18 protein-coding genes are annotated in these 20,375 nt (G+C 69.5%); 6 read left to right on the top strand and 12 right to left on the bottom strand.

Going from position 1 to position 20,375, the window contains the following annotated elements; translation table 11 throughout:
* Positions 1-332 precede the first annotated feature (332 nt).
* Positions 333-2,267 carry an APC family permease gene (locus ACFYYR_RS07740; RefSeq protein ID WP_388848120.1) on the top strand — a complete coding sequence of 645 codons (1,935 nt, stop codon included), beginning with the start codon at positions 333-335 and terminating at the stop codon, positions 2,265-2,267.
* Between the two features lie 466 nt (positions 2,268-2,733).
* On the opposite strand, the gene ACFYYR_RS07735 is transcribed toward ACFYYR_RS07740, so the two are convergent.
* The 6 genes from ACFYYR_RS07735 to ACFYYR_RS07710 all read right to left on the bottom strand — a co-directional run bounded on the left by ACFYYR_RS07735 (position 2,734) and on the right by ACFYYR_RS07710 (position 7,917).
* Entirely contained in the window at positions 2,734-3,276 is a 543-nt protein-coding gene (locus ACFYYR_RS07735; protein WP_388848117.1) for a hypothetical protein, read from the bottom strand.
* Positions 3,277-3,329: 53 nt separating this feature from the next.
* A complete protein-coding gene (locus ACFYYR_RS07730) occupies positions 3,330-3,623 on the bottom strand; it encodes a GNAT family N-acetyltransferase (RefSeq protein WP_388848114.1) in 294 nt (97 codons plus the stop codon).
* Positions 3,624-3,737: 114 nt separating this feature from the next.
* Positions 3,738-4,544 carry an SDR family NAD(P)-dependent oxidoreductase gene (locus ACFYYR_RS07725; RefSeq protein ID WP_388848111.1) on the bottom strand — a complete coding sequence of 269 codons (807 nt, stop codon included), beginning with the start codon at positions 4,542-4,544 and terminating at the stop codon, positions 3,738-3,740.
* 55 nt (positions 4,545-4,599) lie between these two features.
* On the bottom strand, positions 4,600-4,806 hold the full coding sequence (locus ACFYYR_RS07720) for a hypothetical protein (RefSeq protein ID WP_388848108.1): 207 nt from the start codon (positions 4,804-4,806) through the stop codon (positions 4,600-4,602).
* Between the two features lie 367 nt (positions 4,807-5,173).
* Positions 5,174-5,389 (bottom strand): three-helix bundle dimerization domain-containing protein, encoded by a 216-nt coding sequence (locus ACFYYR_RS07715; RefSeq protein WP_388848105.1) that lies wholly within the window; start codon positions 5,387-5,389, stop codon positions 5,174-5,176.
* Positions 5,390-5,667: 278 nt separating this feature from the next.
* Entirely contained in the window at positions 5,668-7,917 is a 2,250-nt protein-coding gene (locus tag ACFYYR_RS07710; protein ID WP_388848102.1) for a PQQ-binding-like beta-propeller repeat protein, read from the bottom strand.
* A 163-nt stretch (positions 7,918-8,080) separates the two neighbouring features.
* On the opposite strand from ACFYYR_RS07710, the gene ACFYYR_RS07705 reads away from it, so the two are divergent.
* Positions 8,081-8,236: a hypothetical protein gene (locus ACFYYR_RS07705; protein WP_388848099.1), complete on the top strand. Its 156-nt coding sequence runs from the start codon at positions 8,081-8,083 to the stop codon at positions 8,234-8,236.
* Between the two features lie 456 nt (positions 8,237-8,692).
* Entirely contained in the window at positions 8,693-10,510 is a 1,818-nt protein-coding gene (locus ACFYYR_RS07700) for a pentapeptide repeat-containing protein (RefSeq protein WP_388848096.1), read from the top strand.
* Positions 10,511-11,566: 1,056 nt separating this feature from the next.
* Here the strand turns inward: ACFYYR_RS07700 and ACFYYR_RS07695 are convergent.
* On the bottom strand, positions 11,567-11,842 hold the full coding sequence (locus ACFYYR_RS07695) for a hypothetical protein (protein WP_388848164.1): 276 nt from the start codon (positions 11,840-11,842) through the stop codon (positions 11,567-11,569).
* 813 nt (positions 11,843-12,655) lie between these two features.
* Positions 12,656-13,066, bottom strand: coding sequence for a winged helix-turn-helix transcriptional regulator (locus tag ACFYYR_RS07690; protein WP_388848093.1), 411 nt, complete (start codon positions 13,064-13,066; stop codon positions 12,656-12,658).
* A 101-nt stretch (positions 13,067-13,167) separates the two neighbouring features.
* Here ACFYYR_RS07690 and ACFYYR_RS07685 point away from each other — a divergent pair, with 101 nt between their 5' ends.
* Positions 13,168-14,025 carry an alpha/beta fold hydrolase gene (locus ACFYYR_RS07685; RefSeq protein ID WP_388848090.1) on the top strand — a complete coding sequence of 286 codons (858 nt, stop codon included), beginning with the start codon at positions 13,168-13,170 and terminating at the stop codon, positions 14,023-14,025.
* On the opposite strand, the gene ACFYYR_RS07680 is transcribed toward ACFYYR_RS07685, so the two are convergent.
* The gene (locus tag ACFYYR_RS07680) at positions 13,935-14,366 is read right to left on the bottom strand and encodes a DJ-1/PfpI family protein (protein WP_388848087.1); all 432 of its coding nucleotides are present in this window, start codon (positions 14,364-14,366) and stop codon (positions 13,935-13,937) included. The genes ACFYYR_RS07685 and ACFYYR_RS07680 overlap by 91 nt on opposite strands.
* A gap of 324 nt (positions 14,367-14,690) precedes the next feature.
* Between ACFYYR_RS07680 and ACFYYR_RS07675 the strand changes: the two genes are divergently transcribed.
* Together ACFYYR_RS07675 and ACFYYR_RS07670 are read left to right on the top strand one after the other, a co-directional pair.
* Entirely contained in the window at positions 14,691-16,394 is a 1,704-nt protein-coding gene (locus ACFYYR_RS07675; protein WP_388848084.1) for a GAF domain-containing protein, read from the top strand.
* A 224-nt stretch (positions 16,395-16,618) separates the two neighbouring features.
* Entirely contained in the window at positions 16,619-17,647 is a 1,029-nt protein-coding gene (locus ACFYYR_RS07670; protein WP_388848081.1) for an alcohol dehydrogenase catalytic domain-containing protein, read from the top strand.
* Between the two features lie 36 nt (positions 17,648-17,683).
* Here the strand turns inward: ACFYYR_RS07670 and ACFYYR_RS07665 are convergent, their stop codons facing one another.
* The 3 genes from ACFYYR_RS07665 to ACFYYR_RS07655 all read right to left on the bottom strand — a co-directional run bounded on the left by ACFYYR_RS07665 (position 17,684) and on the right by ACFYYR_RS07655 (position 20,056).
* The gene (locus ACFYYR_RS07665; RefSeq protein ID WP_388848078.1) at positions 17,684-18,373 is read right to left on the bottom strand and encodes a helix-turn-helix domain-containing protein; all 690 of its coding nucleotides are present in this window, start codon (positions 18,371-18,373) and stop codon (positions 17,684-17,686) included.
* A gap of 31 nt (positions 18,374-18,404) precedes the next feature.
* Entirely contained in the window at positions 18,405-19,076 is a 672-nt protein-coding gene (locus ACFYYR_RS07660) for a CBS domain-containing protein (protein WP_388848075.1), read from the bottom strand.
* Between the two features lie 263 nt (positions 19,077-19,339).
* Entirely contained in the window at positions 19,340-20,056 is a 717-nt protein-coding gene (locus tag ACFYYR_RS07655) for a response regulator (RefSeq protein WP_388848073.1), read from the bottom strand.
* Positions 20,057-20,375: the final 319 nt, after the last annotated feature.

Below are 20,375 nucleotides of genomic sequence, written 5' to 3'. Positions count from 1 at the left end.
CGCATCAGCGTCCTCTTCGCCATGCTCCGCGACGGCACCTTCTACCAACCCAGAACCCCACGGCTCGCTTGACGAAAGACATAGAGGCACCCCCCTCCAACGGAAGCCCGCCCACGGGACAACCGGCCCAGCCGGCCCGTCGCCTGGCGGGCAGCGTTTCCCCTCCGCCGCGAGCGCGCGTCCATCACGACCCGAAAGGAAACGCGTTAAGAGAGCATCAGGATTTCGTCAGACAAGGGTATGGATGTACTGGCCGTGTTCAGGCTGCGTACGCTGGCCCAGCCGTCAACGTCGATGGCTGAGTCCGCGCCGTACGACAGGAGCCCCCCACGATGGCCACCCCTGCCCGCACCGCACGCCTGCGGGCGTGGATGCTGGAAGGCTTGACCGACCGCCGTCACAAACAGCAACAGCACTCCGAGTCCGCACACGAGGGCAAACCTTGGTACCGGGTGATGTGTCTGACCGGCCTCGACTACTTCTCCACGCTCGGCTACCAGCCCGGCATCGCGGCGCTCGCGGCCGGGCTGCTGTCACCGTTGGCGACGATCGTCCTGGTGCTGCTCACGTTGTTCGGTGCGCTCCCGGTCTACCGGCGGGTGGCGCAGGAGAGCCCGCACGGTGAAGGCTCGATCGCGATGCTGGAGCGGCTGCTGTCGTTCTGGAAGGGCAAGCTGTTCGTGCTGACCCTGCTCGGGTTCGCCGCGACCGACTTCCTCATCACCATCACCCTGTCGGCCGCCGACGCGACCGCCCACCTGGTGGAGAACCCGCAGCTGACCAGCACCCTGCACGGGCACGAGGTGCTCATCACCCTGATCATGATTGCGCTGCTCGGCGCGGTCTTCCTCAAGGGCTTCAGCGAGGCCATCGGGCTCGCCGTCGCCCTCGTCACCTCGTACCTCTTCCTGAACGCGATCGTCGTCGCGGTCGGACTCTGGCAGGTGGCCACCAAGCCGCACGTGGTCGCCGACTGGACCGGCGCACTGACCGCCGAGCACGGCAACCCGTTGATGATGATCGCCATCGCGCTGATCGTCTTCCCCAAGCTGGCGCTGGGGCTGTCCGGGTTCGAGACCGGCGTCGCCGTCATGCCCCACGTCCAAGGCGCGCCGGGCGACGACCCCGAGAAGCCCGCCAGGCGGATCAGGGGAACCAAGAGGCTGCTCACCACCGCCGCGGTGATCATGAGCGTGTTCCTGATCTGCTCCAGCTTCGTCACCACGCTGCTGATCCCGGCGGACGAGTTCAAGTCGGGTGGCGAGGCAAACGGCCGCGCACTGGCCTACCTCGCCCACGAACACCTCGGCTCCGCGTTCGGAACCGTCTATGACATCGCGACCATCCTGATCCTGTGGTTCGCCGGCTCCTCGGCCATGGCCGGCCTGTTGAACCTGATGCCGCGCTACCTGCCCCGCTACGGCATGGCCCCGCACTGGGCCCGAGCGCTGCGGCCCATGGTGATCGTGTTCACGCTGATCGCGTTCCTGGTGACCTGGATCTTCAACGCCGACGTCGACGCACAGGGCGGGGCATACGCCACCGGTGTGCTCGTCCTGATCACCTCGGCGGCCGTGGCCGTGACCATCGCCGCCCGCCGGGCGGGGGAGCGCGGCTGGACCATCGGCTTCAGTGTCATCTCCGCGGTCTTCATCTACACGACTGCCGTCAACGTGGTCGAACGGCCCGACGGCGTGAAGATCGGTGCCTGCTTCATCGCTGGCATCATGGCCCTGTCCTTGCTGTCCCGCCTCGCCCGGGTCTTCGAGCTGCGCGTCACCGACGTCGAGCTCGACGAGATGGCCCAGCGGTTCATCCGGGACACCGCCACCCGCACCATCCGCTTCATCGCCAACGAGCCGGACAACCGCGACAAGGCCGAATACCGCGACAAGATCGACCAGATTCGTGCGGACAACGACACCCCGGTCGGCGACGACTTCGTGTTCGTCGAGGTCACCGTACTGGACCCGTCGGAGTTCGAGGCCGGTGTGCGGGTCCGCGGCGAGGTCATGCACGGCCGCTACCGCGTCCTCACTCTCGAGTCCTCCTCCATCCCCAACGCGCTCGCCGCAGTGCTGCTGCACATCCGCGACGAGACCGGTCAACGCCCCCACATCTACTTCGAATGGACCGAGGGCAGCCCGCTGACCAACTTCCTGAGGTTCTTCCTCTTCGGCCAGGGCGAGGTGGCCCCCGTCACCCGGGAGGTCCTTCGTGGAGCCGAACCCGACCGCAATCTGCGCCCCCACATCCACGTCGGCTGACAGCACCCGTTCGGAAAACGCCGGGCATCCCGTCGATGCCGCTTACCGGGAGGGTCCGTACGGGTCGCTGACGACCGAAGGCGGAGGGCCGCTGCGGGACAGGCAGGGCGCGTCAGGCGGATCCATGGGCGGTACTGGACTGGCAAGTCCCGGGCCGGCGTGGTCGGATGCCGCCGTTCCTGTGTAGTCCAGACCACGCGACCCGGGCGGGCACCGTGCAAGGCCCTTAGGGCGTGTTTCGAAAGTAGCGTTGTCCGCCCGAAGGGCGGGGCCGGAGGTGTCCGGTGCGTGCGATCGCAAGGCGGAGGGTGGGGTACCTCCCGGGCCGCCAGGCCCAGGGGGAGAGAGCGCAGCGGGCTGCGCCGACGACCGACAACGCGGCGTGGGGGGCACCTCCCGTGCCCGAAGGGCTACGGGGGAGTGCGTGCCGGGCACCTCCGGCCAGGCGGGACTTTCGAAACACGCCCTAGTCCAGGCCCGACACCTTGGCGACGGAGCGGGTCGTCTCCATGTCGATGTACAAGGAGAGTCGGGCGAGTGCGGCTGTTCCGCGGACCAAGGTGCCACGCTCCCGGGCGACCAGCACGTCGGCTTCGAGCCGCAGCCACAGTGCCGGGTTGGCGATGAGGACACGCAGATCGACCTCGGCTCGTACGCCGTCCGTGTCGGTCAGGACCAGGCGCTGCGCACTGCCGACCGGCCACTCGACCGCCGTGAGCCGGTCGGTGCGGACCGTCCTGGTGACCCACAGCTCTCGGACGGTCAGGCGGCCTGGTCCGGCGCTGACCCGCGCCGGCAGCAGGATCACCAGCAGGATGGTCGCCAGCGCGATCCAGCCGGTTGCGCGGAGCAGGGTCAGTCCGTGCGCGCCCGCGTCGATGAGCAGCGACGTTCCGAGCAGGAGGACGGCGCACCCGATCGCGTACCGGGCTTCGCCGGGCCATCCCACGTCGTGCCGTGTGTCGTGGAGTGCGCCCACCCGGGGACGCGAGTGACGGGACGGCTGCATGACGCCGACACTAGGCTCTCCGCCCACCGGGCACAGGAGGGGCTACGCGGTGCTTACGCCGCCGCGTTCATTTTTGACGCGCTGCTGACGGTGACGGGCCCGGTCGTGTGGTGGACGTACTCGCGGACGAGCCGGAAGCCGGCAGTCCAGGCGAGGAGACGGCTGGACCGGTTGTCGCGGGAGCAGCTCCAGCTGGCGATGCGGCCGCGGGCGGCGATGTCGGAGGTCAGGCCCCGGACACAGGCGAGGGCGAGGTGTCGGCGTCGCTCGTCGGGGCCGGTGGCACTGGCGACATCCTCGTACCGGCTTCCGGTGAAGCGCGCGCAGGCCAGGGCCGGTCGGGACACGGGGCAACCCGTCCCAGAGAGCGGGACGCCCCGGTCGGACCAGCGCCGGCCGGCCTTGCGGGCGTGGTTGCCTTCTTCTTGCAGGCGCGCTCGGATGTGTGGGGTCGGGACCTTTCAGGCGCTGTGGCCGACGAGGAGGTCGGCGAGCCTGGTGAGGCGCTTGACGGTGCGCCCGTCGGTGGCGGAGGGCCTGGGGGCGACGCGCTGGTCGCAGTCGTAGTAGGCGCCGCCCACGATCTCGACAGCCGAGTCGCAGAGCCGTACGACATGGGCCGCGCCCTGGGCCGGATCAACGCCCTCGTGGGCGTACAGCGGCAGGAGGCCGGTGGCACAGATGCCGGGGTGGATGGAGACGGCTGTGATGCGTGGGTCGGCGGCGAAGACCGTGAGGGCCAGCTGGAACTGGGCATAGGTGGCGAGGCGGGAGTAGCGGCGGGTGCGGTTGGGGTCGTTCCACTGGATGGAGCCGGTGCGGTGGAGCGCGGAGGAGACGTTCACGACTCGACCGCCCGAGTCACTGGTCAGGGCGGGTTCGAGCAGGCGGGTGAGGAGGTAGTGAGCGAGGAAGTTGACCTGGAAGGCGATCTCGTTGCCATCGGCGGTGACGGTGTGTTGCTCCGGGGGCGCCATGCCGGCGTTGTTCACCAGCACGTCGAGGCGCGGGTGCTCCGTCATGACCCGGGCAGCCAGCTGCTCGACCTCCTTGAGCCGGGAGAAGTCCGCCCCGTGTGCGCAGAGCCGTTCGGCGGGTACGTCGGACAGCGTGACGAGCCGGTCGACAGCGGCGTGGGCTTCCTCGGCGGTGCGGCCGTGCAGGAGGACTGTGGCGCCGCGCTCGGCGAGTAGCCGGGCGGTCTGGTGGCCGATGCCGGACGTTGCTCCGGTGACGAGAACGGTACGTCCCGAAAGGGATGAAGACATGGCTTGTCCAGGGGGTGAATGGGCGGTGGTGCGCGGGAGGACACAACGCAGGGCGTCAGCGCGAGGCGGACAACTCCGGACGGCAGGGTGCGCGAAACGGCATCGCCTGGTGAGGCGGCCGGTCGAGCCACGCGCTGTTCATGTCTTCCATCGAAACCTGCCGTGCTCTGGCGGACAAGCTCAGCGGGTTTTCTCTGACGTTGCCCTGACGAATATTCACCCGGGTCGAATCGGGCTTCGGTGCGAGCCGGTTCGTCTTCACCCCGCTCTCCCTATTCCTGATCGTGGCCTACGGGCGGCGCAACACCCTCGTTGTCGAGGGCGTCCTGCTGACAGCCGTCGTGGGGCCGCTGGTCACTGTGCTGCTGCGGATGTAGCCCGCCGACAGGGCCTTGAACCGTACGGTGGCCCGGACCTGACCTTCTCAACATGCTTGATTGCTGCTGGCATTGCCTGTGATGCCGAGTAGCTGCCTGTTCCGCCTCTGTTTTGGAACAGCTGCGTACGGATGGCTGGGAGGAAGTCCGGGACCTCTCGGGATCAGCGGCTCGTGCCGGTGGCCGGGGCCGGTGGAAGTGGCTGCTCAGCAGTCGGCAGGCTGGCTGTGACAGGCGTCGGCGCGGGGCGTGTCACTCGGTGATCGAGGCTTCGTTGTCGAGAGCAGCGCGGGCCTTGCGTTCGACAAGGACGGGAACGAAGTCACGGACCGGCCGGTCCTTGAACGATGCATAGGCCTCGGCGACTGTTGCCTCAACCTCCTCGGGGGTCCGTGTCGTGCCGTAGGCCTCGGTGAGGCGTTCGACGACTGCCCGGATGGCTTCCTTCTCGCGTGCATCGACTGCCACGGTGTGCTCCCCTGAGCTGGAAGAAGTCCGCTGCGGCCGTCACGGTGTCGGCGTCGGGGTGACGTGCAGTGAAGAGTGCGCATCTTGTCTGTCTCGGTGGTGTCCAGGCTCCGGCCCTCAGCGCCAGAAGCCAGCACCGATCCAGCACAATGCGTCCGGAGGCCGCCATAGCCCTCGACGACGACCAGCAGGACCCATGCCAGGGGTATGACCTGCGACCGCTCCCCGAGCAGGGAGCGGGAGAGGGGCATCAGGCCTGCTGCCGTCCAGCCACCGGGTCAGCCCGACTTCGGCGGCTTCTGCGCGTCGAATGCGAAGAGAGTGTTCTTGGCGGCGGCCACGATCACCGCACGCCCCGCAAGAGTCACACGTGGGCTTGCGCCCTGCTCGCCCGGCAAACCATCGACCTGCGGATCTGTTGTCCACAGGATTTCGCCGTCGTCCGGTGACAGCGCGACCACCCGGCCGGTGGCCGAGCTGAAATACAGTGCGTCCGCTCCCGCACCAGGGCCCGACGCGCCCTCTACGCCAGTCTGCCGCGACCACTTCCTCCGGCCGGTCGCGGGGTCGAGTGCTGTGACGAGACCGGTCTGCCCGCTCACGTATACGGTGCTGTCCGCCATGCCCGGCGTCCCCGCGTATGTCTTGGCCAGTCGGGAGTACCTGACCTTCCGCGAGGCCGGGTCGACCTGCACCACCCCGTTGTAGCCGGCCAGCTCCGTTCCCTTTCTGTGTACTTGCAGGAGCACGAGCCTGCCGTTGGCGACGCCCATCGGCACGGCGGGGCCGTTGACCGCGATGGGCCTGCCCAGTGTCCCCGAGGCGCGGTCGACCGGGTACAGGGCGGGGTGGCGCACTGCCAAGGCGTCCACCTCCGCATCCTTCGCGCACATCGCGACGAGCCGTGGGCCCGCCGGGACGGGAGCGCACTGCATACCCGCTGGGAACGGCGACGTCCATGTGACCTGACCGCTGTGCGCGTTGCGGGCCTCGAAGCGGGAGTTGGAAGCGTCGACCGTCACGACGTCGGAACCGACCACCATGGCGTCCTGAGTCCGACCCGTGACGGCCGTCGACTGGGCGCCGGACGGCACGGACCACAGCTCCCGTCCCTTGTTCGCGTCGATGGCCACCACCTCGCTCGGAGGGCCCTGCGGGGCGTCCTGGGCGGCGAAGCGGTAACCGACCACCGTGTCGTCGGTGGCGCCTACCAGGTGCAGGCCGTTGACGGGGACGCCGGGGCTCTTCGCCGTCCACACCCGCGAGCCGTCCCTGGCCCTGATACGGGTCGCGACAACACTGCCGCCCCCGCAGAACAGCGCGTCGCCGCGCACGACGCAACGCAGCTCGTCGGGGATGTCGGGGCGACCGCCGGGCACGGCCTTGTGCCACGGCTCGAAACCGTCCGGGAGTGCGGCACCCGGCGCTGCAAGGCTGTTGCCCTTGTCGCCGCCGCTGTTCCCTCCGAAGCCGCCCGCCGTCAGTGCGACGACTCCTCCACCGATCGCTGCCACCGCGACCGCGACCGCGGCCGCGAACACGGGACGCCATCGGCGACGCAATCGGCGGCCGACGGAGGTGTCGGCGTCCCCCGTATCGGGGTCGGCCGGGGTGGTGGTCGGGGCTGCCGGCGTCGGGGTGGCCGGCGTCGCGAGGTGATGCTCGGTGACCGTGTCGCGGGTGCGGCCCGCGCCGACTTCCCTCGCGTCGATCTGGCCGAGGTCGGCCGGCAGGTCCCGAAGCAGTACGAGGAGTTCGTCCGCCGAGGGGCGCCCGTTGGCCTCCTTGGCCAGGCACGACTTGGCGACCGTGCGCAAGGCCGCCGGCACATCCTCCAGCGACGGCTCCTCGTGCAGCACCTGATACGCGGCTATGTATGGGCTGTCCGCGTCGAAGGGCCCGTGGCCCGTCGCTGCGTACGCCAAAAGCGTCCCCAGCGAGAAGACATCGGACCGCGGCCCCACATCGCGCGGCGCCTGCAACTGCTCCGGCGACATGAAGGGCGGCGTACCGATGACCCGCCCTGTAATCGTCAGCGTCTGCTGGTCCACGGCGCGGGAAATGCCGAAGTCGATGACGCGTGGGCCCTCGGGCGAGAGCACGACGTTCGAGGGCTTCAGGTCACGGTGGACGACCCCCACCCGGTGGATGTCCCGCAGCGCCTCCGCCAGCCCGATGGCGAGCCTCCGCAGCTCCGCTCCGCTCAGCGGGCCTTGCGTGGCGATACGCCGGGCGAGCGTGTGCCCCTGGATGTAGGTCGTCGCCATCCACGGCTGCTCGGCCTCAGGGGCAGCATCGACCACGGCGGCGGTGAACGCGCCGCTCACTCGCCTTGCCGCCGCCACCTCCTGCCGGAAGCGGATGCGGAACTCGTCGTCCGCCGCGAACTGCGGGTGGATCAGTTTGATCGCGACAGGACGACCTGAACTCGTACGGGCCAGAAAGACCGTGCCCATGCCACCCGAGCCGAGTCGCGCCTCAAGCGGATAACCGCCGATTTCGGCTGGATCACCTGCGCGCAGCGACACCCTTCCCGACCTCCCGTCCCTCGTGCACCTCTGCCACCACGGGCCTGGGTTACCTGTCCTGCACACAAGTTAGCCGCAGGGCAGTACAGCAGAGCACAGCGGGTGACGACAGCAGCGGCACGAGGTCGAATGCGGGATCAACCGGCTCAAGCGCCACCTGGCCGTGGCCACGAGATACGAGCTCGCCGTCCGCTACGAGGCGACCGTGCTGGTCGAAGAAAGACCACGTGGCGAGACCGACAAGGTCGAGCGGAGGACGCCGACCGACCCGATGCCGTGCAAGCGGCATCCGCGCTCGCGCTCCACCTCCAGAAGGTAGCGAACTTGCACCGGTCCAGGTGGGCGACCTCCCCTTTGCGGACGGGGAGATCCCCCTTGCGGGCGTGACGTGCTCGGTCGCTCGGCTCTACGGAACCGGCATCCTCTACTCGCGACCGGCCGGCTACTTCGAGAACCACCCGACATTCGGCCAGTGCTGGGTACCCAACCACACGGGCCCAGCCGCGCCTTGGCTCGGCGTCGCGATCGAGCACCTGCGCCGCACGACCTTCTAGCCTCGCCGAAACAGCCGCTGCAACCCAGCGAAACGGCGATGTCAGTTGTGAACACTGGGAACTTGGCGCATAGCTGAAGCGTCCGTGTCTGTGTGACGATGCCTTCGCTGAACCTCGAGCCGCCAGCGTGGCCGTACTGCGGGCATGGGGCTGAACCCGCGACCGATCCCGTGGGATGCCGTGGGATCCACGTTCCTGGCTACACAGCATGCCTGGGTCACTTGGATGAGGCCGATCGTGACGCCTACTTGTCCGGCCTGACTCCCGGCGTCGCAATTAGCCACCGTGCCACCCCCTTCACCGAACCCCTCCTCCAATCCCTCCTCCAAGCCCTCCACGACCCCGCCACTGGAGGCCCTCACCTCGGCAACTGCAGGTTCGATGAGGCACAGTTCTTCGGCGAGGCCGGGTTTAGGAATGCGCGCTTCTCTGGCACCGCCCGGTTTCACAGAGCACAGTTCTCAGGCGGTGCCGAGTTCAGCGGAGCGCAGTTCTCCGGCGAGGTGGGGTTTAACAGCGCGCAGTTCTCAGGCGATGCCGAGTTCAACAGAGCAAGATTCTCCGGCGATGTCGAGTTTGGTGGAGCGCAGTTCTTCGGCGAGGCCCGGTTCCACGGAACACAGTTCTCCGGTGAGGCCCGGTTCCACGCGACACGGTTCTCCAACGAAGCCGGGTTCAACGTGGCGCGGTTCTCCGGCAACGCCCATTTCCAGAGAGCGCGGTTCTTACGCGACGCTCAGTTCCAAAGGGCACAGTTTTCCGGAAATGCGGGGTTCGCAAAAGCGCAGTTCTCCAGCGATGCCAGGTTCCACGCAGCACAGTTCTCCGGCGGCGCAGGCTTTGCCGAGGCGCAGTTCTCCAGCGGCGTCTGGTTCAGAGGTGCACGGTTTGCGGCGATGCCGCTCTTTGGGCCGCTCGTGTGTGCGGGGGCTGTGGATCTGTCCCGTGCGGTGTTCGAGGCACCGGTGACGCTGGAGATCGCGGCGCTCGAAGTGCACTGTCAGAGGACCCGGTGGGATTCGACGGCCACTCTGCGCCTGCGCTACGCGACCGTGGACCTCAGCCACGCGGTGCTCTCGTTCCCCATGGCGGTTACTGCCCATCCCGCCCTCTTCGGTCATCTCAGACAGGGCACGGTACGAGAGAGCCTGCTGGTCGGCCACCAGCCCGGGGTGCGTGTTGTCTCGGTGCGTGGGTTGGATGCCTCGCACCTGATGCTGACCGATTCCAACCTAAGCGACTGCCTGTTCTCCGGGGCCTTCCACCTAGACCAACTCCGCCTCGAAGGCCGCTGCACCTTTGCCTCCACCCCCACCGGCCTTCGCTTTCGCCACCACATATGGCCCTGCCGCTGGAGCCGCCGACGCGCCCTAGCCGAGGAACACCACTGGCGTGCACAAAGCGCCGGCCAACCAGCCCTGCCCACAGGCCAAACCTCCGCCCCACGGGACTGGCGTACCGGACCGCAACACCCCGACCCCGACCTCACTCCGGACCCGGAGAGCGTGGCCGCGTTGTATCGGCAGCTGCGCAAGGCGTTCGAAGACGGCAAGAACGAACCCGGCGCGGCCGACTTCTACTACGGCGAGATGGAGATGCGTCGCCACGATCGCACTGGCACCCCGCGCGCCGAACGCGGCCTGCTGTGGGCTTACTGGCTGCTCTCCGGCTACGGCCTGCGTGCCGCGCGCGCCCTCGGATGGCTGACCCTCGCGATGATGGCCACGATTCTGCTGATGATGGGCCTCGGACTGCCGGATGAGTCCCCGAAGCAGGAGGCGATCGGCGTCGTCCCATCGGGTGGCGGCAGGGTCACATTCGAGATCGACAAGGAGGATCCGAAGAACCCGACTGGTGACCGGTTCACGACGGAGCGGTTCGAGAAGGCGCTGAACGTCACCCTCAACTCGGTCGTGTTCCGTTCCAGCGGCCAGGACCTCACCACCACGGGTACGTACATAGAGATGGCGTCACGGTTTTCGGAGCCGGTACTACTCGGTCTCGCAGCACTCGCCATCCGGGGCCGGCTGAAGCGGTGACGTGGCTGTTCCAGAAGGGCCGCTGGGCGGCCTCCGATGGAACGCATGCATCTCCGGCCCCCCCACGGCTGACACCGCGAGGAGTCCGGGACTCCAGGGCTAGGGCGTGTTTCGAAAGTAGCGTTGTCCGCCCGAAGGGCGGGGCCGGAGGTGTCCGGTGCGTGCGATCGCAAGGCGGAGGGTGGGGGTACCTCCCGGGCCGCCAGGCCCAGGGGGAGAGAGCGCAGCGGGCTGCGCCGACGACCGACAACGCGGCGTGGGGGCACCTCCCGTGCCCGAAGGGCTACGGGGGAGTGCGTGCCGGACACCTCCGGCCAGGCGGGACTTTCGAAACACGCCCTAAGTGCCGAGGGCGCCCGCCTGCGATTGATGCGCTACGGCCCGGCAGGGCCAGGCGACTTCGCTCGAGTTGTCCGCCGGACACCTCTGCCGATGCGGCCCAACGGTTTTACCAAGGGGCGACCGCGTCCACACCGGCGGGCCGCCAGCCTTGATGCCCTGCGTCAACAACGGTGCCACTCGGGTTCCTTGGCTATTTGTCGGATCACCCCGTCCCACAGGGCGTGATCACGCACGGCCAAGTTCCACTATCGGAAACAGACATAGCCCCACTGGGAGTCGCCCGGCAGGGCGAAGACGGCATGGACCTCAAAGGAATACTCCCCGCCCCGAAAAATTGCACTGCACCAGTTGAGCAGCGGCTCCTCGCGGAGCTCACGCAGGACGATTTCGTCCTGGCCGGAGGAGTGAGTATGCGAGCGGAGGGTCCGGTGCCGGCGGGCCGCAGACACCGAAGGGCGGCTGGGAACATCGAGTAACCGATGGTTCAGCCGCCCTTGCGCTTGTTTCAGGTCGCCTCGAACGCTCGCCGGATCAACGGTGCCGCCTTCTCCAGGTCGGCCGCCGAGGCGAGGCGCATCTCCAGGTCGCCGGTCCCCAGGTGTCCGATGCTGCCCAGGGCCACGTACCGGGGAGGGTGCACAGTCGGATGGGCACCCGTCTCGGCGCTCAGGGGGCACGGGAAGCCTGCGCCCCCTGAGCCCGGCGGAAGCGCAGTCAGAGGCGTCGCAGCCATGCGGCTGCGCCATGGCCGACCGCGAGGTAAATCAGCGCAGGAAGAGCGTAGTTGAAGAAAACGCGCAGCCCTTCCGCCTCCATGACGAAGATGTCCTGCGACCAGCCGGCGAGCCAGTCGGCCACACCGTGCACGAAGCCGACGAAGACATTCGCCTGATTCGCTTCGAGCAGATACAGCAGGATCCACAGCCCGAGGAATGCAGCAGCGATATCCGCGAGGCTGTGAATGATCAAAGCGAGTCGGTCCGCTCCGATGCCTCGCCGGTTTCCCCTCCCACTCCTTCTTGCGTCGGAGGCTGCGTTCGGAACGCCGTCGTACGGCCCTGCCGGGGTCGGGGCATAGGTTGAGGGTGAATTGCCGTAATACGGGGGCTCAGCCTGGGCAAACGGCAGCGGAGGTGTATCACCGGAATCCGGCGAGTTCGGTCCGCCATGGTAGGGAGAGTTTCGACTGGAACCGTATGGGCGATTTTGCGGTATGCCTTCATGGGGATGATTCACGGTCTCACACATTTCCTGTCGGACGATTCCGAAACTCTCTTCACCGCTATGTCACATCGATGTCTCCGGGCGGCCACCTCGCAAACGACTGGTCAATGGCGCGGGCGGCCAACCGGGGATCACCCGCGCCGCGCGCGGCAACTCGAGGCGGAGGGGGCAGACGCCAAGGCACCACAGCGGCCGATAGCGATCGGCACTCTCCACTGCGGCGCGCTGGGCGAAAGTGTCACACCCGGCTGCGACCGCCTCACTGCGGACACCTTGAAGCCCTGAGGGCACCACGGAGGGCGCGAGGCCATCCGTGCCGCTTGCCCGTGACGGTGAACTTGCCGCGAATGCCGTCGCCCACCATGCCCGGCTTGCATGCCGTGGCGTACGCTCCGGGCTCGGACACAGCGTCCACGGCCGTCGCCGTGCCCTGCCCGTCGAAGTGGAACGACGTGCCCGACACCATCGCGTCGACGTCCTCCTCTGGCGTCGACCTGACAAAGCGACGTGGTATCAGGGCGGCGATGCCGGCTGCATCGAGTACCCCAGCCACCGGTACTGAGCGCGGAATCGGCCTGTCTACCCCTCATCGGCCTCCTGGGCGGCGGCTTCGTTGGCGCGGTCGACCTCGACCATGTGTTCCTCCGCCCAGGTCCGCAGCCCCGCGAGCGCGGATTCCAGGGACAGCCCGAGTCCGGTGAGTCGGTAGAAGACCCGCGGCGGCACGGTGGGTTCGACCCTGCGCGCCACCAGCCCGTCGCGGGTCAGGCTTCGCAGCGTCACGGACAGCATCTTCTGCGACACGCCGGGCATCCGGCGTCTCAGCTCCGCGAAGCGCACCTCGTCCGGTGCGGCATCGGCGAGCGTCTTGACGGCCATGGACGTCCACTTCGTACCGATGCGGTCCAGCAACTGCCGCGTCGGGCAATGGGGATCGAACAGATCGCCGCGTACCCCGTGACCGGGGGCCCGGGCTCCTCGGGTGGTCACCTGTGGCTCACCACCTTCCCTGAAAGTGCCGTCTAGGAAGCGGTCGGTCAGTTACCTATCGTTCTTTGGTCACCAATGGTAACCATCAGGGAGGGGCCGTCATGCCCGTCACCACCGCACACCACCTGCGCCGCATCGCGACGAACGGCGTCCAGCTCAATGTCGCAATCGCCGGGGACGGACCTGCGGTTCTCCTGCTGCACGGCTTCCCGCACACCTGGCAACTCTGGAGCGGCATCATGGGCCGACTGGCCGGGCAGTACCGGGTCATCGCCCCGGACCTTCGAGGCTTCGGTGCCAGTGCACGCGCCGTCGAGGGTTATGACGCAGGCACCCTCGCTGCCGACGCCGAAGGGCTGCTCGACGTACTCGGCGAGCCCTCGGCAGCGGTGGTCGGCATCGACGCGGGCACTGCCCCCGCCGTCCTGCTCGCGCTGCGCCGGCCCGGCCTCGTCCGGCGCCTGGTCGTGATGGAGGCACTGCTCGGCCGCCTGCCCGGAGCAGAGGACGTCGTCGCGGGCGGTGCCCCGTGGTGGTTCGGCTTCCACGCCGTCCCCGGCCTCGCCGAGACCGTCCTGGCCGGCAACGAGGCCCCGTACGTCGACTGGTTCCTCGACTCGGGGACGCTCGGGCGAGGAGTACCCGACGACATCCGTGCGGCCTTCGTCCACGCGTACACCGGGGGTGAGGCTCTGCGCTGCGCGTTCTCCTATTACCGGGCCCTGCCCACCAGCGCGCAGCAGATCCAGGACGCAGTCGCGACGGCTCGGCTGACCATGCCCACCATGGCCGTCGGCTCTCACCCCGTCGGCCGCGGGCTCGAACGCCAACTCCGTCCCATCGCCGATGACCTGGTCGGATACCACCTTCAGGACTGCGGCCACATCATCCCCCTGGACCGCCCCGACGCGTTGTTCGCGCTCCTTGCTCCCTTCCTCTCCGCCGATCTGCCGAAGTGACCGGAGCGGGGCCGAACGCACACCGAGGTGACACGGCGGGCGGAGGCCCCGGCCGCGGCGAGCCACCCGGTCAGCGCGCTGTCCTGCGCCGCGTGGTCGACGCTGTCGCCGCCCACCGTCACCAGGGTGTCGATTCCGCGCGGGTCGAGATCGGCCACACCGTGTCCGGCCTGTACGGGCAGGCCGCTGGTCGAGCGGACCAGGCCGGCGGCGGGCGCCAGGATCCGGCAGTCGTAACCGCCTGAGAGCATCCCCGCGTACTGGAACACCTCGTGCGGGCCGACCAGATCCAGAGACTGGAAACCCTCGAAGATCACGAAGACGATGCGGCGTTGTTGCACGTCCTCAGGCTGCTGGCCCCGGGTGATGGCGTCAACGACGCACATCCCACGATTCGCGCCATCGCGGCACCGCCACGTGCCCTGGCTCCCTGCCGTGAAACCAGGCTCTCACCGCACAGCACCGCCCACCACCGGGAGCAACCCCTGCACTCCGGTCCGTGGGCAGGGCCCGTGATCATGTCTCTCGGCCCGTACACGGCCCAGTCCGCCGGAGCCGGAGCAGCGGCCGGCGAGGAGCGGAGTAGCCGATCGGCAGCAGCCCGATACCGTGGACCGGGAGGCCCTGTGGCGGCGGTCGGCCCCGGAGCGCTCAGGAGGTGGGCGTTGGCGAACACGGACGAGGGCTCGGTGAGGCTGCCACAGCTGAGGCTGGACGAGCTTCAGAGCAGGCTGGACGCCGCACGGGGCGCCCGGGACCGGGTGCACCACCTGCTTGAGGCCGTGCTGTCGGTGGGACGGGAGCTCGACCTCGAGCATGTGCTGCGCCGCATCGTCGAGGCGGCCGTCGCGCTGGTCGACGCCCGGTACGGAGCGCTCGGGGTCATCGGGCCCGACGGCCGGACTCTGGCTCAGTTCCTCACGGTGGGGCTCACCGACGAGCAGATCGTCGCCATCGGGCCTTACCCGTCCGGCCACGGCATCCTGGGCGAGCTGATCCGGCACCCCGAGCCCCTGCGTATCTCCAAGATCTCGGATCACCCGGCCTCGTACGGCTTTCCGGAGAACCATCCGCCCATGCGCTCCTTCATGGGGGTACCGATCCGGGTGCGGGACCAGGTGTTCGGCAACCTCTACCTGACGGAGAAGGCCGGCGGCGGCGATTTCGACGACGAGGCCGTGCTGTCCACGTTGGCCGTGGCCGCCGGAGTGGCCATCGACAACGCCCGGCTCTACGAGGAGTCCACGCTGCGGGAGCGGTGGCTGCGGGCGACCGCCGAGGTCACCACCAGCCTGATGTCCGGGAGCCCGCCGACGGATGTGACGCACCGGGTGGCGGTGCTCGCCAAGGAGATCACGGGCGCCGCGCTCGCGATCATCGCCGTCCCGGTGCCCCGGGAGGACTCCCTGACCGTCGAATGCGCCGTGGGGGAACAGGCCGACGAGCACCGCGGTCGGGTGATTCCGACGGAGGGCGGATTCCTCGGACTCGCCTGCACCTCGAGCCGGCCGGTCTTCAGCCCGGACGTCAGTGAGGACCCCCGGGTCCGCGTGGGCCCGTCCCGCTACGGGGGGCTCGGGCCCGCGGTGGCGCTGCCCATCACGTCCGGCGACACCGTCCGCAGCGTCCTCATGCTGCTTCGGGACCGCGCGGAGCCGGAGTTCTCGGAGCAGGAGACGGAACCACTCGTCGGCTTTGCGAGCCAGGCGGCGCTCGCCATGGAACTGGTGGAGCGCCGGAGCGCCGCGGAGCAGGTCGCGCTCCTCGAGGACCGCGACCGGATCGCCCGCGACCTGCACGACCTGGCCATCCAACGGCTCTTCGCCACCGGCATGACGCTGCAGAGCGCGGCCCGCCTGATCGAGCACGTGGGCGCCGCGGAACGCGTCCAGCGGGCCGTGAGCGATCTGGACGAGACCATCAAGATCATTCGTTCGACGATTTTCGGCTTGCGAGCCCCGGAGCCGGCAGCTCGGCACGGGTTGCGGACGAGGGCCGTCCGGACGGTCGAGGAATGCGCCGCCGCGCTCGACTTCGCGCCCAGCCTGCGGATGGAGGGGCTGCTGGACACCGATGTTCCCCGGGACGTGGCCGACGAGGCCGTGGCGGTCCTGGCCGAAGCACTGTCCAACGTGGCCAGACACGCCCACGCCGACCGCACCGACGTGGCGGTCGTCAACGAGGGAGGGTTTCTCACGGTCACCGTGTCGGACAACGGCGTCGGTATGGCCGGGGCGGGGTACCGCCGCAGCGGCCTGCGCAATATCGAGGAACGGGCGGCGCACTGCGGTGGGGAGCTGCTGCTGTCCACCCCGCGTGCCGGAGGCACCGTACTGACGTGGCGTGTGCCGCTCTCCCGGCCCGGCTGACGGGCACCGGCTCCCGGTCACGCGTTCTGACCGGGTCGCCCCGGATCCGCACGGCGGAGTCCCTGCTCGTGCCCGGGGCGACCGGGGCCGTCCCCGAGGGGCGCAGCTCACGGGTCCGGGGGAGGTGCCGAGGGACCTTCGGCCCCCGAGAGAGCCCGGGAGCCCCTGTGCCCCGACCAGCGGTCGGCGACAGGGTGGTGACGTGAGGAAGACAGGGAGGTCCGATGCGAGCCTTCGTGTACCACGGCCCGGGCCGGGCCGCCTGGGAAACGGTGCCGGACCCCGTGATCAAGGAACCGTCCGACGTGCTGGTCCAGGTCGACACCACGACCGTCTGCGGAAGCGATCTGCACATTCTGGAGGGTGAGCTGCCAGAGGTGACAGCGGGCACCGTCCTGGGGCACGAGGCCGTCGGCGAGGTGGTGGAGGTGGGCCGCGAGGTCCACGGCCTGAGGACGGGTGAACGCGTCATCGTCTCGTGCGTGTCCGCCTGCGGGCGCTGTCGGCCCTGCCACGACAACGCGTTCGGCCAGTGCCGGGGCGGTGGCGGCTGGATCCTGGGGCACCGGATCGACGGCACCCAGGCGGAGTACGTGCGTGTGCCGTTCGCGGATCTGTCCACCCACCGGGTGCCCGGGACGCTGAACGGAGACGCGGCAGTGCTGCTGGCCGAAACCCTGCCCACCGGCTACGAAGTCGGGGTCCGCAACGGGCAGGTGAGCCCCGGCGACACGGTCGTCGTGGTCGGGGCGGGACCCATCGGCCTGAGCGCCGTGCTCACGGCGCGGGTTCTCTCCCCTGCACGCATCATCGCCACGGACCTTTCCTCCGCGCGTCTCGACGACGCCCGTCGCATCGGAGCCGATGCCGCCGTCCTTCCGGGGCGCCTGATCAGCGACCTTGCCGACTGCCCCGGTGCCGATGTCGCCATCGAGGCGGTGGGAGCTCCCGACAGCTTCACCCTCTGCACCCGTGTGGTCCGGTCCGGGGGACACATCGCCAACATCGGCATGCACGAAAAGCCTGCGACGCTGCACCTCGAGGCGTTGTGGCAGAAGAACGTCACCATCGTCACGGGGCAGGTCGACACCTACTCCGTACCGACGCTGATGGACATGGTGGTCTCCGGCCGCCTGCGTCCCACGCCGCTCATCACCCACCACTTCGGCCTGCACCGAGTGGCGGAGGCGTACGAGGTGTTCGCCCGGGGGACCGAGACGGGAGCGCTCAAGGTCCTGCTGCACCGGGACTGAGCAGCACGCGGCGGCTCCCGCTTGCCGGAGTGGGGGTCACGGCACAGCGATCCGACGGCCGGTGATCCTCAGGGGGACGATGCGGATCCAGAGCCCGCGGTCGCCGCCGGCCCAGGCCGAGGTGTAGGCCCGCTCCGCCAGCCGGTCGGCCATGGCGGTGTCGGTGGCCCGCTCGGCACGGCCGACGACGAGAACGCTCCACCCCCGGCTGAAGGCCTCGTCGATGTGGTCCACTTCGAACGCCACGTCGGTGCCCGGCTGCGGGTCCGCCGAGCCGCCGGGCCGCGTCCGGTAGACGATCTCGTCGTCCACGACCGAGTAGTTGACGGGGGCGACGGCGGGGCCGTCGGCAGTGGTCACGGCCACCCGGCCCACGCCGTGGGTGGACAGGTGCTCCCGGCACTCCTCGGGACTCATGTCCAGGAGTTCCGGGTGCCGAGCGGCCTTCCCGAGGCCGGTCGGCAGATCGGTGCCGCCGCCTCGCAGGCCGGCCGTCGTGGTCTCGAGCGCGCCTGCGAGCCTGATGAGGCCGACGGCCCCGGCATCGGCCACCTCTTCCTCCACGTACTGCAGATATCCCGGGGCCATACCGGCACGCCGCGCCACTTCCTCCCGGGTGAGCCCGAGCTCTTCCCGGCGCAGGGCCACCCTCCTCCCGAGATCGCCGGGGCCGGTCCGTGCGTTCCCCGCCCGGGTGCCGTGCGCCTCGTCGTCGTTCGCCTGCACGAGGATCAGCTCCCTTCTGCTCCCGCGCCGGTCAGGTCCGGGCACGTGCCGGTACGTCGTCGAGTTCGGCACCGAGGTCGTGTTCGACGTCGACGACGCCGTCGACGCTTCTGCACAGACGGACGAGGACGGGCACGAGACTGCTGCGGGCCAGCGTGCCGGTCAGCGTGACACGGCCGTCCGCGACCTCCACGCCCACGGCTGACGGCGGCTCCCCGAGGGTCGCGGAGAGGATCTCGTGTTCGATCTCCTCGCGGATGGCCCGGTCCCGGCGGAGGAAGACCCGGAGCAGGTCGCTGCGGCTGATGACACCGACGAGCCGGTCCGCCTCGTCCACGACCGGCAGACGCTTGACCCCGTGATCGTGCATGACGCGCGCCGCTTCGATCACGCTCCATGCGGGCCGCGCCGTCACGGCAGGAGCCGACATGAGTCCCTCCGCGGTCGTCGCCTCGGCCCGGGCCCGCTCCGCCGAGCTCGGGCGGGGCTCCAGAAGCAGCCCCGCGGGGTCGGGCTGCCCCGCCTCCTTCCGCAACAGGTCGCCCTCGGATACGACACCCAGCGGGCGGCCACCCGGGTCGAGCACGGGAACCGCGGTGATGTCGTGCTCGGCCAGCAACCCGGCGATGTCCTTGAACGTGGTCCCGGGCCGTGCGCTGACGACGGTGTGGGTCATGAGGTCTGCCACTGTTCGATGCTGCATGTCCAGGTCCTCCGAACGACTGCTCGTCCGTGGGTCATGGCTCCTCGGGCGTGGCGCACCCTGCCTGGCGCGGGGCGGTGCCCATGCCGGTCGGCGGAGCCGTTCCCCTCCAGGGTCGACCCTCCGCCCCCTCTGCCGCACGGGGCCGTCCGGCCCGGGGCCCGGGACCGGGTGGTCCGCGCCCTTCGTGCCGCGCCTCTCCGGGCGCTGCCCACTCGGGGACGATGCGGCCCCCGCACGGGCCGGCGAGCGGCGCGGAGTCGCTACTGCAGCCGGTGGTGGGAGCGGCGATGCTCCGGCTCCGGGTGGGCCGCCTGGGCCCGGGTGGCGATGACCGCGGCCTGGATCCGTCGCTCCACCCCGAGCTTCGCCAGCAGGCGGGAAATGTGGTTCTTGACGGTCTTCTCCGCCAGGTAGAGCCGCTGACCGATCTGCCGATTGGTGAGCCCCTCACCGATGAGGGCGAGAACCTCCCGCTCGCGGTTGGTCAGGCCCGGCAGCACCTCGGGTTCCCGGAGCTCCGGCTCCGGCTCGCGCAGTCGTGCCATGAGGCGGGTCGCCGCGCTGGGATCCAGCATCGACCGGCCCGAGGCGACGGTCCGGACGGCGGAGACCAGATCCGACCCCTCGATCTGCTTGAGCACGTAGCCGGCCGCCCCGGCCATGATCGAATCGAGCAGGGCCTCCTCGTCGTCGAAGGAGGTGAGCATCAGACAGGCCAGCTCCGGCAGGCGCGAGCGCAGCTCGCGGCAGACGTTGACCCCGTCCCCGTCCGGGAGCCGCACGTCCAGAACCGCGACGGCCGGACGCAGCGCCGGCACGCGGACGAGGGCCTGTTCGGCGGTCGAGGCCTCTCCCACGACGTCGATGTCCGGCTCGTCGTCGAGCAGGTCGCGCAGCCCCCGCCGGACGATCTCGTGATCGTCGAGCAGGAAGACCGTGATCGGGCTCGTCGGGGGGGTACGCGGGCTCTCCGTCATCCACCGCTCCTGTGTCGTCCGCGGAACTCCGGGAACAGCGCCCCCGGCCGCCCCTGCGGACGGTCGTTGCCGCCCGCCGGCCGTCGACGTGGGCCCTGCCCCCTTTCAGGGTGCCACCGTCCGGGGCCCGTCACCGCCCACCTGCCCCGGTGCGGGCCGGGGACCTCCGGCCCGCACCGGGGCCCGGTCAGCCCATCGGAAGCGGACCCCGGTCCGGGGAGACTGGAATCGACACGGGCGCGATCGTGTCCGGCAGGGCAGTCGCACGGGAACGGCACCCACGGGACGCGGCGACCGTGACGACGCACCACCGGAGGGC

The sequence above is a fragment of the Streptomyces sp. NPDC001922 genome, assembly GCF_042891165.1.
Lineage (GTDB): Bacteria > Actinomycetota > Actinomycetes > Streptomycetales > Streptomycetaceae > Streptomyces.
This window is presented reverse-complemented; position numbering and strand designations above follow the sequence as displayed.

Bases quoted from the DNA above. Each gene is read 5' to 3' on its own strand.
- ACFYYR_RS07735 (WP_388848117.1), bottom strand. From the start codon at position 3,276: ATGCAGCCGTCCCGTCACTCGCGTCCCCGGGTGGGCGCACTCCACGAC.
- ACFYYR_RS07685 (WP_388848090.1), top strand. From the start codon at position 13,168: ATGCCCGTCACCACCGCACACCACCTGCGCCGCATCGCGACGAACGGC.
- ACFYYR_RS07655 (WP_388848073.1), bottom strand. From the start codon at position 20,056: ATGACGGAGAGCCCGCGTACCCCCCCGACGAGCCCGATCACGGTCTTC.
- ACFYYR_RS07660 (WP_388848075.1), bottom strand. From the start codon at position 19,076: ATGCAGCATCGAACAGTGGCAGACCTCATGACCCACACCGTCGTCAGC.
- ACFYYR_RS07725 (WP_388848111.1), bottom strand. From the start codon at position 4,544: ATGTCTTCATCCCTTTCGGGACGTACCGTTCTCGTCACCGGAGCAACG.
- ACFYYR_RS07670 (WP_388848081.1), top strand. From the start codon at position 16,619: ATGCGAGCCTTCGTGTACCACGGCCCGGGCCGGGCCGCCTGGGAAACG.
- ACFYYR_RS07740 (WP_388848120.1), top strand. From the start codon at position 333: ATGGCCACCCCTGCCCGCACCGCACGCCTGCGGGCGTGGATGCTGGAA.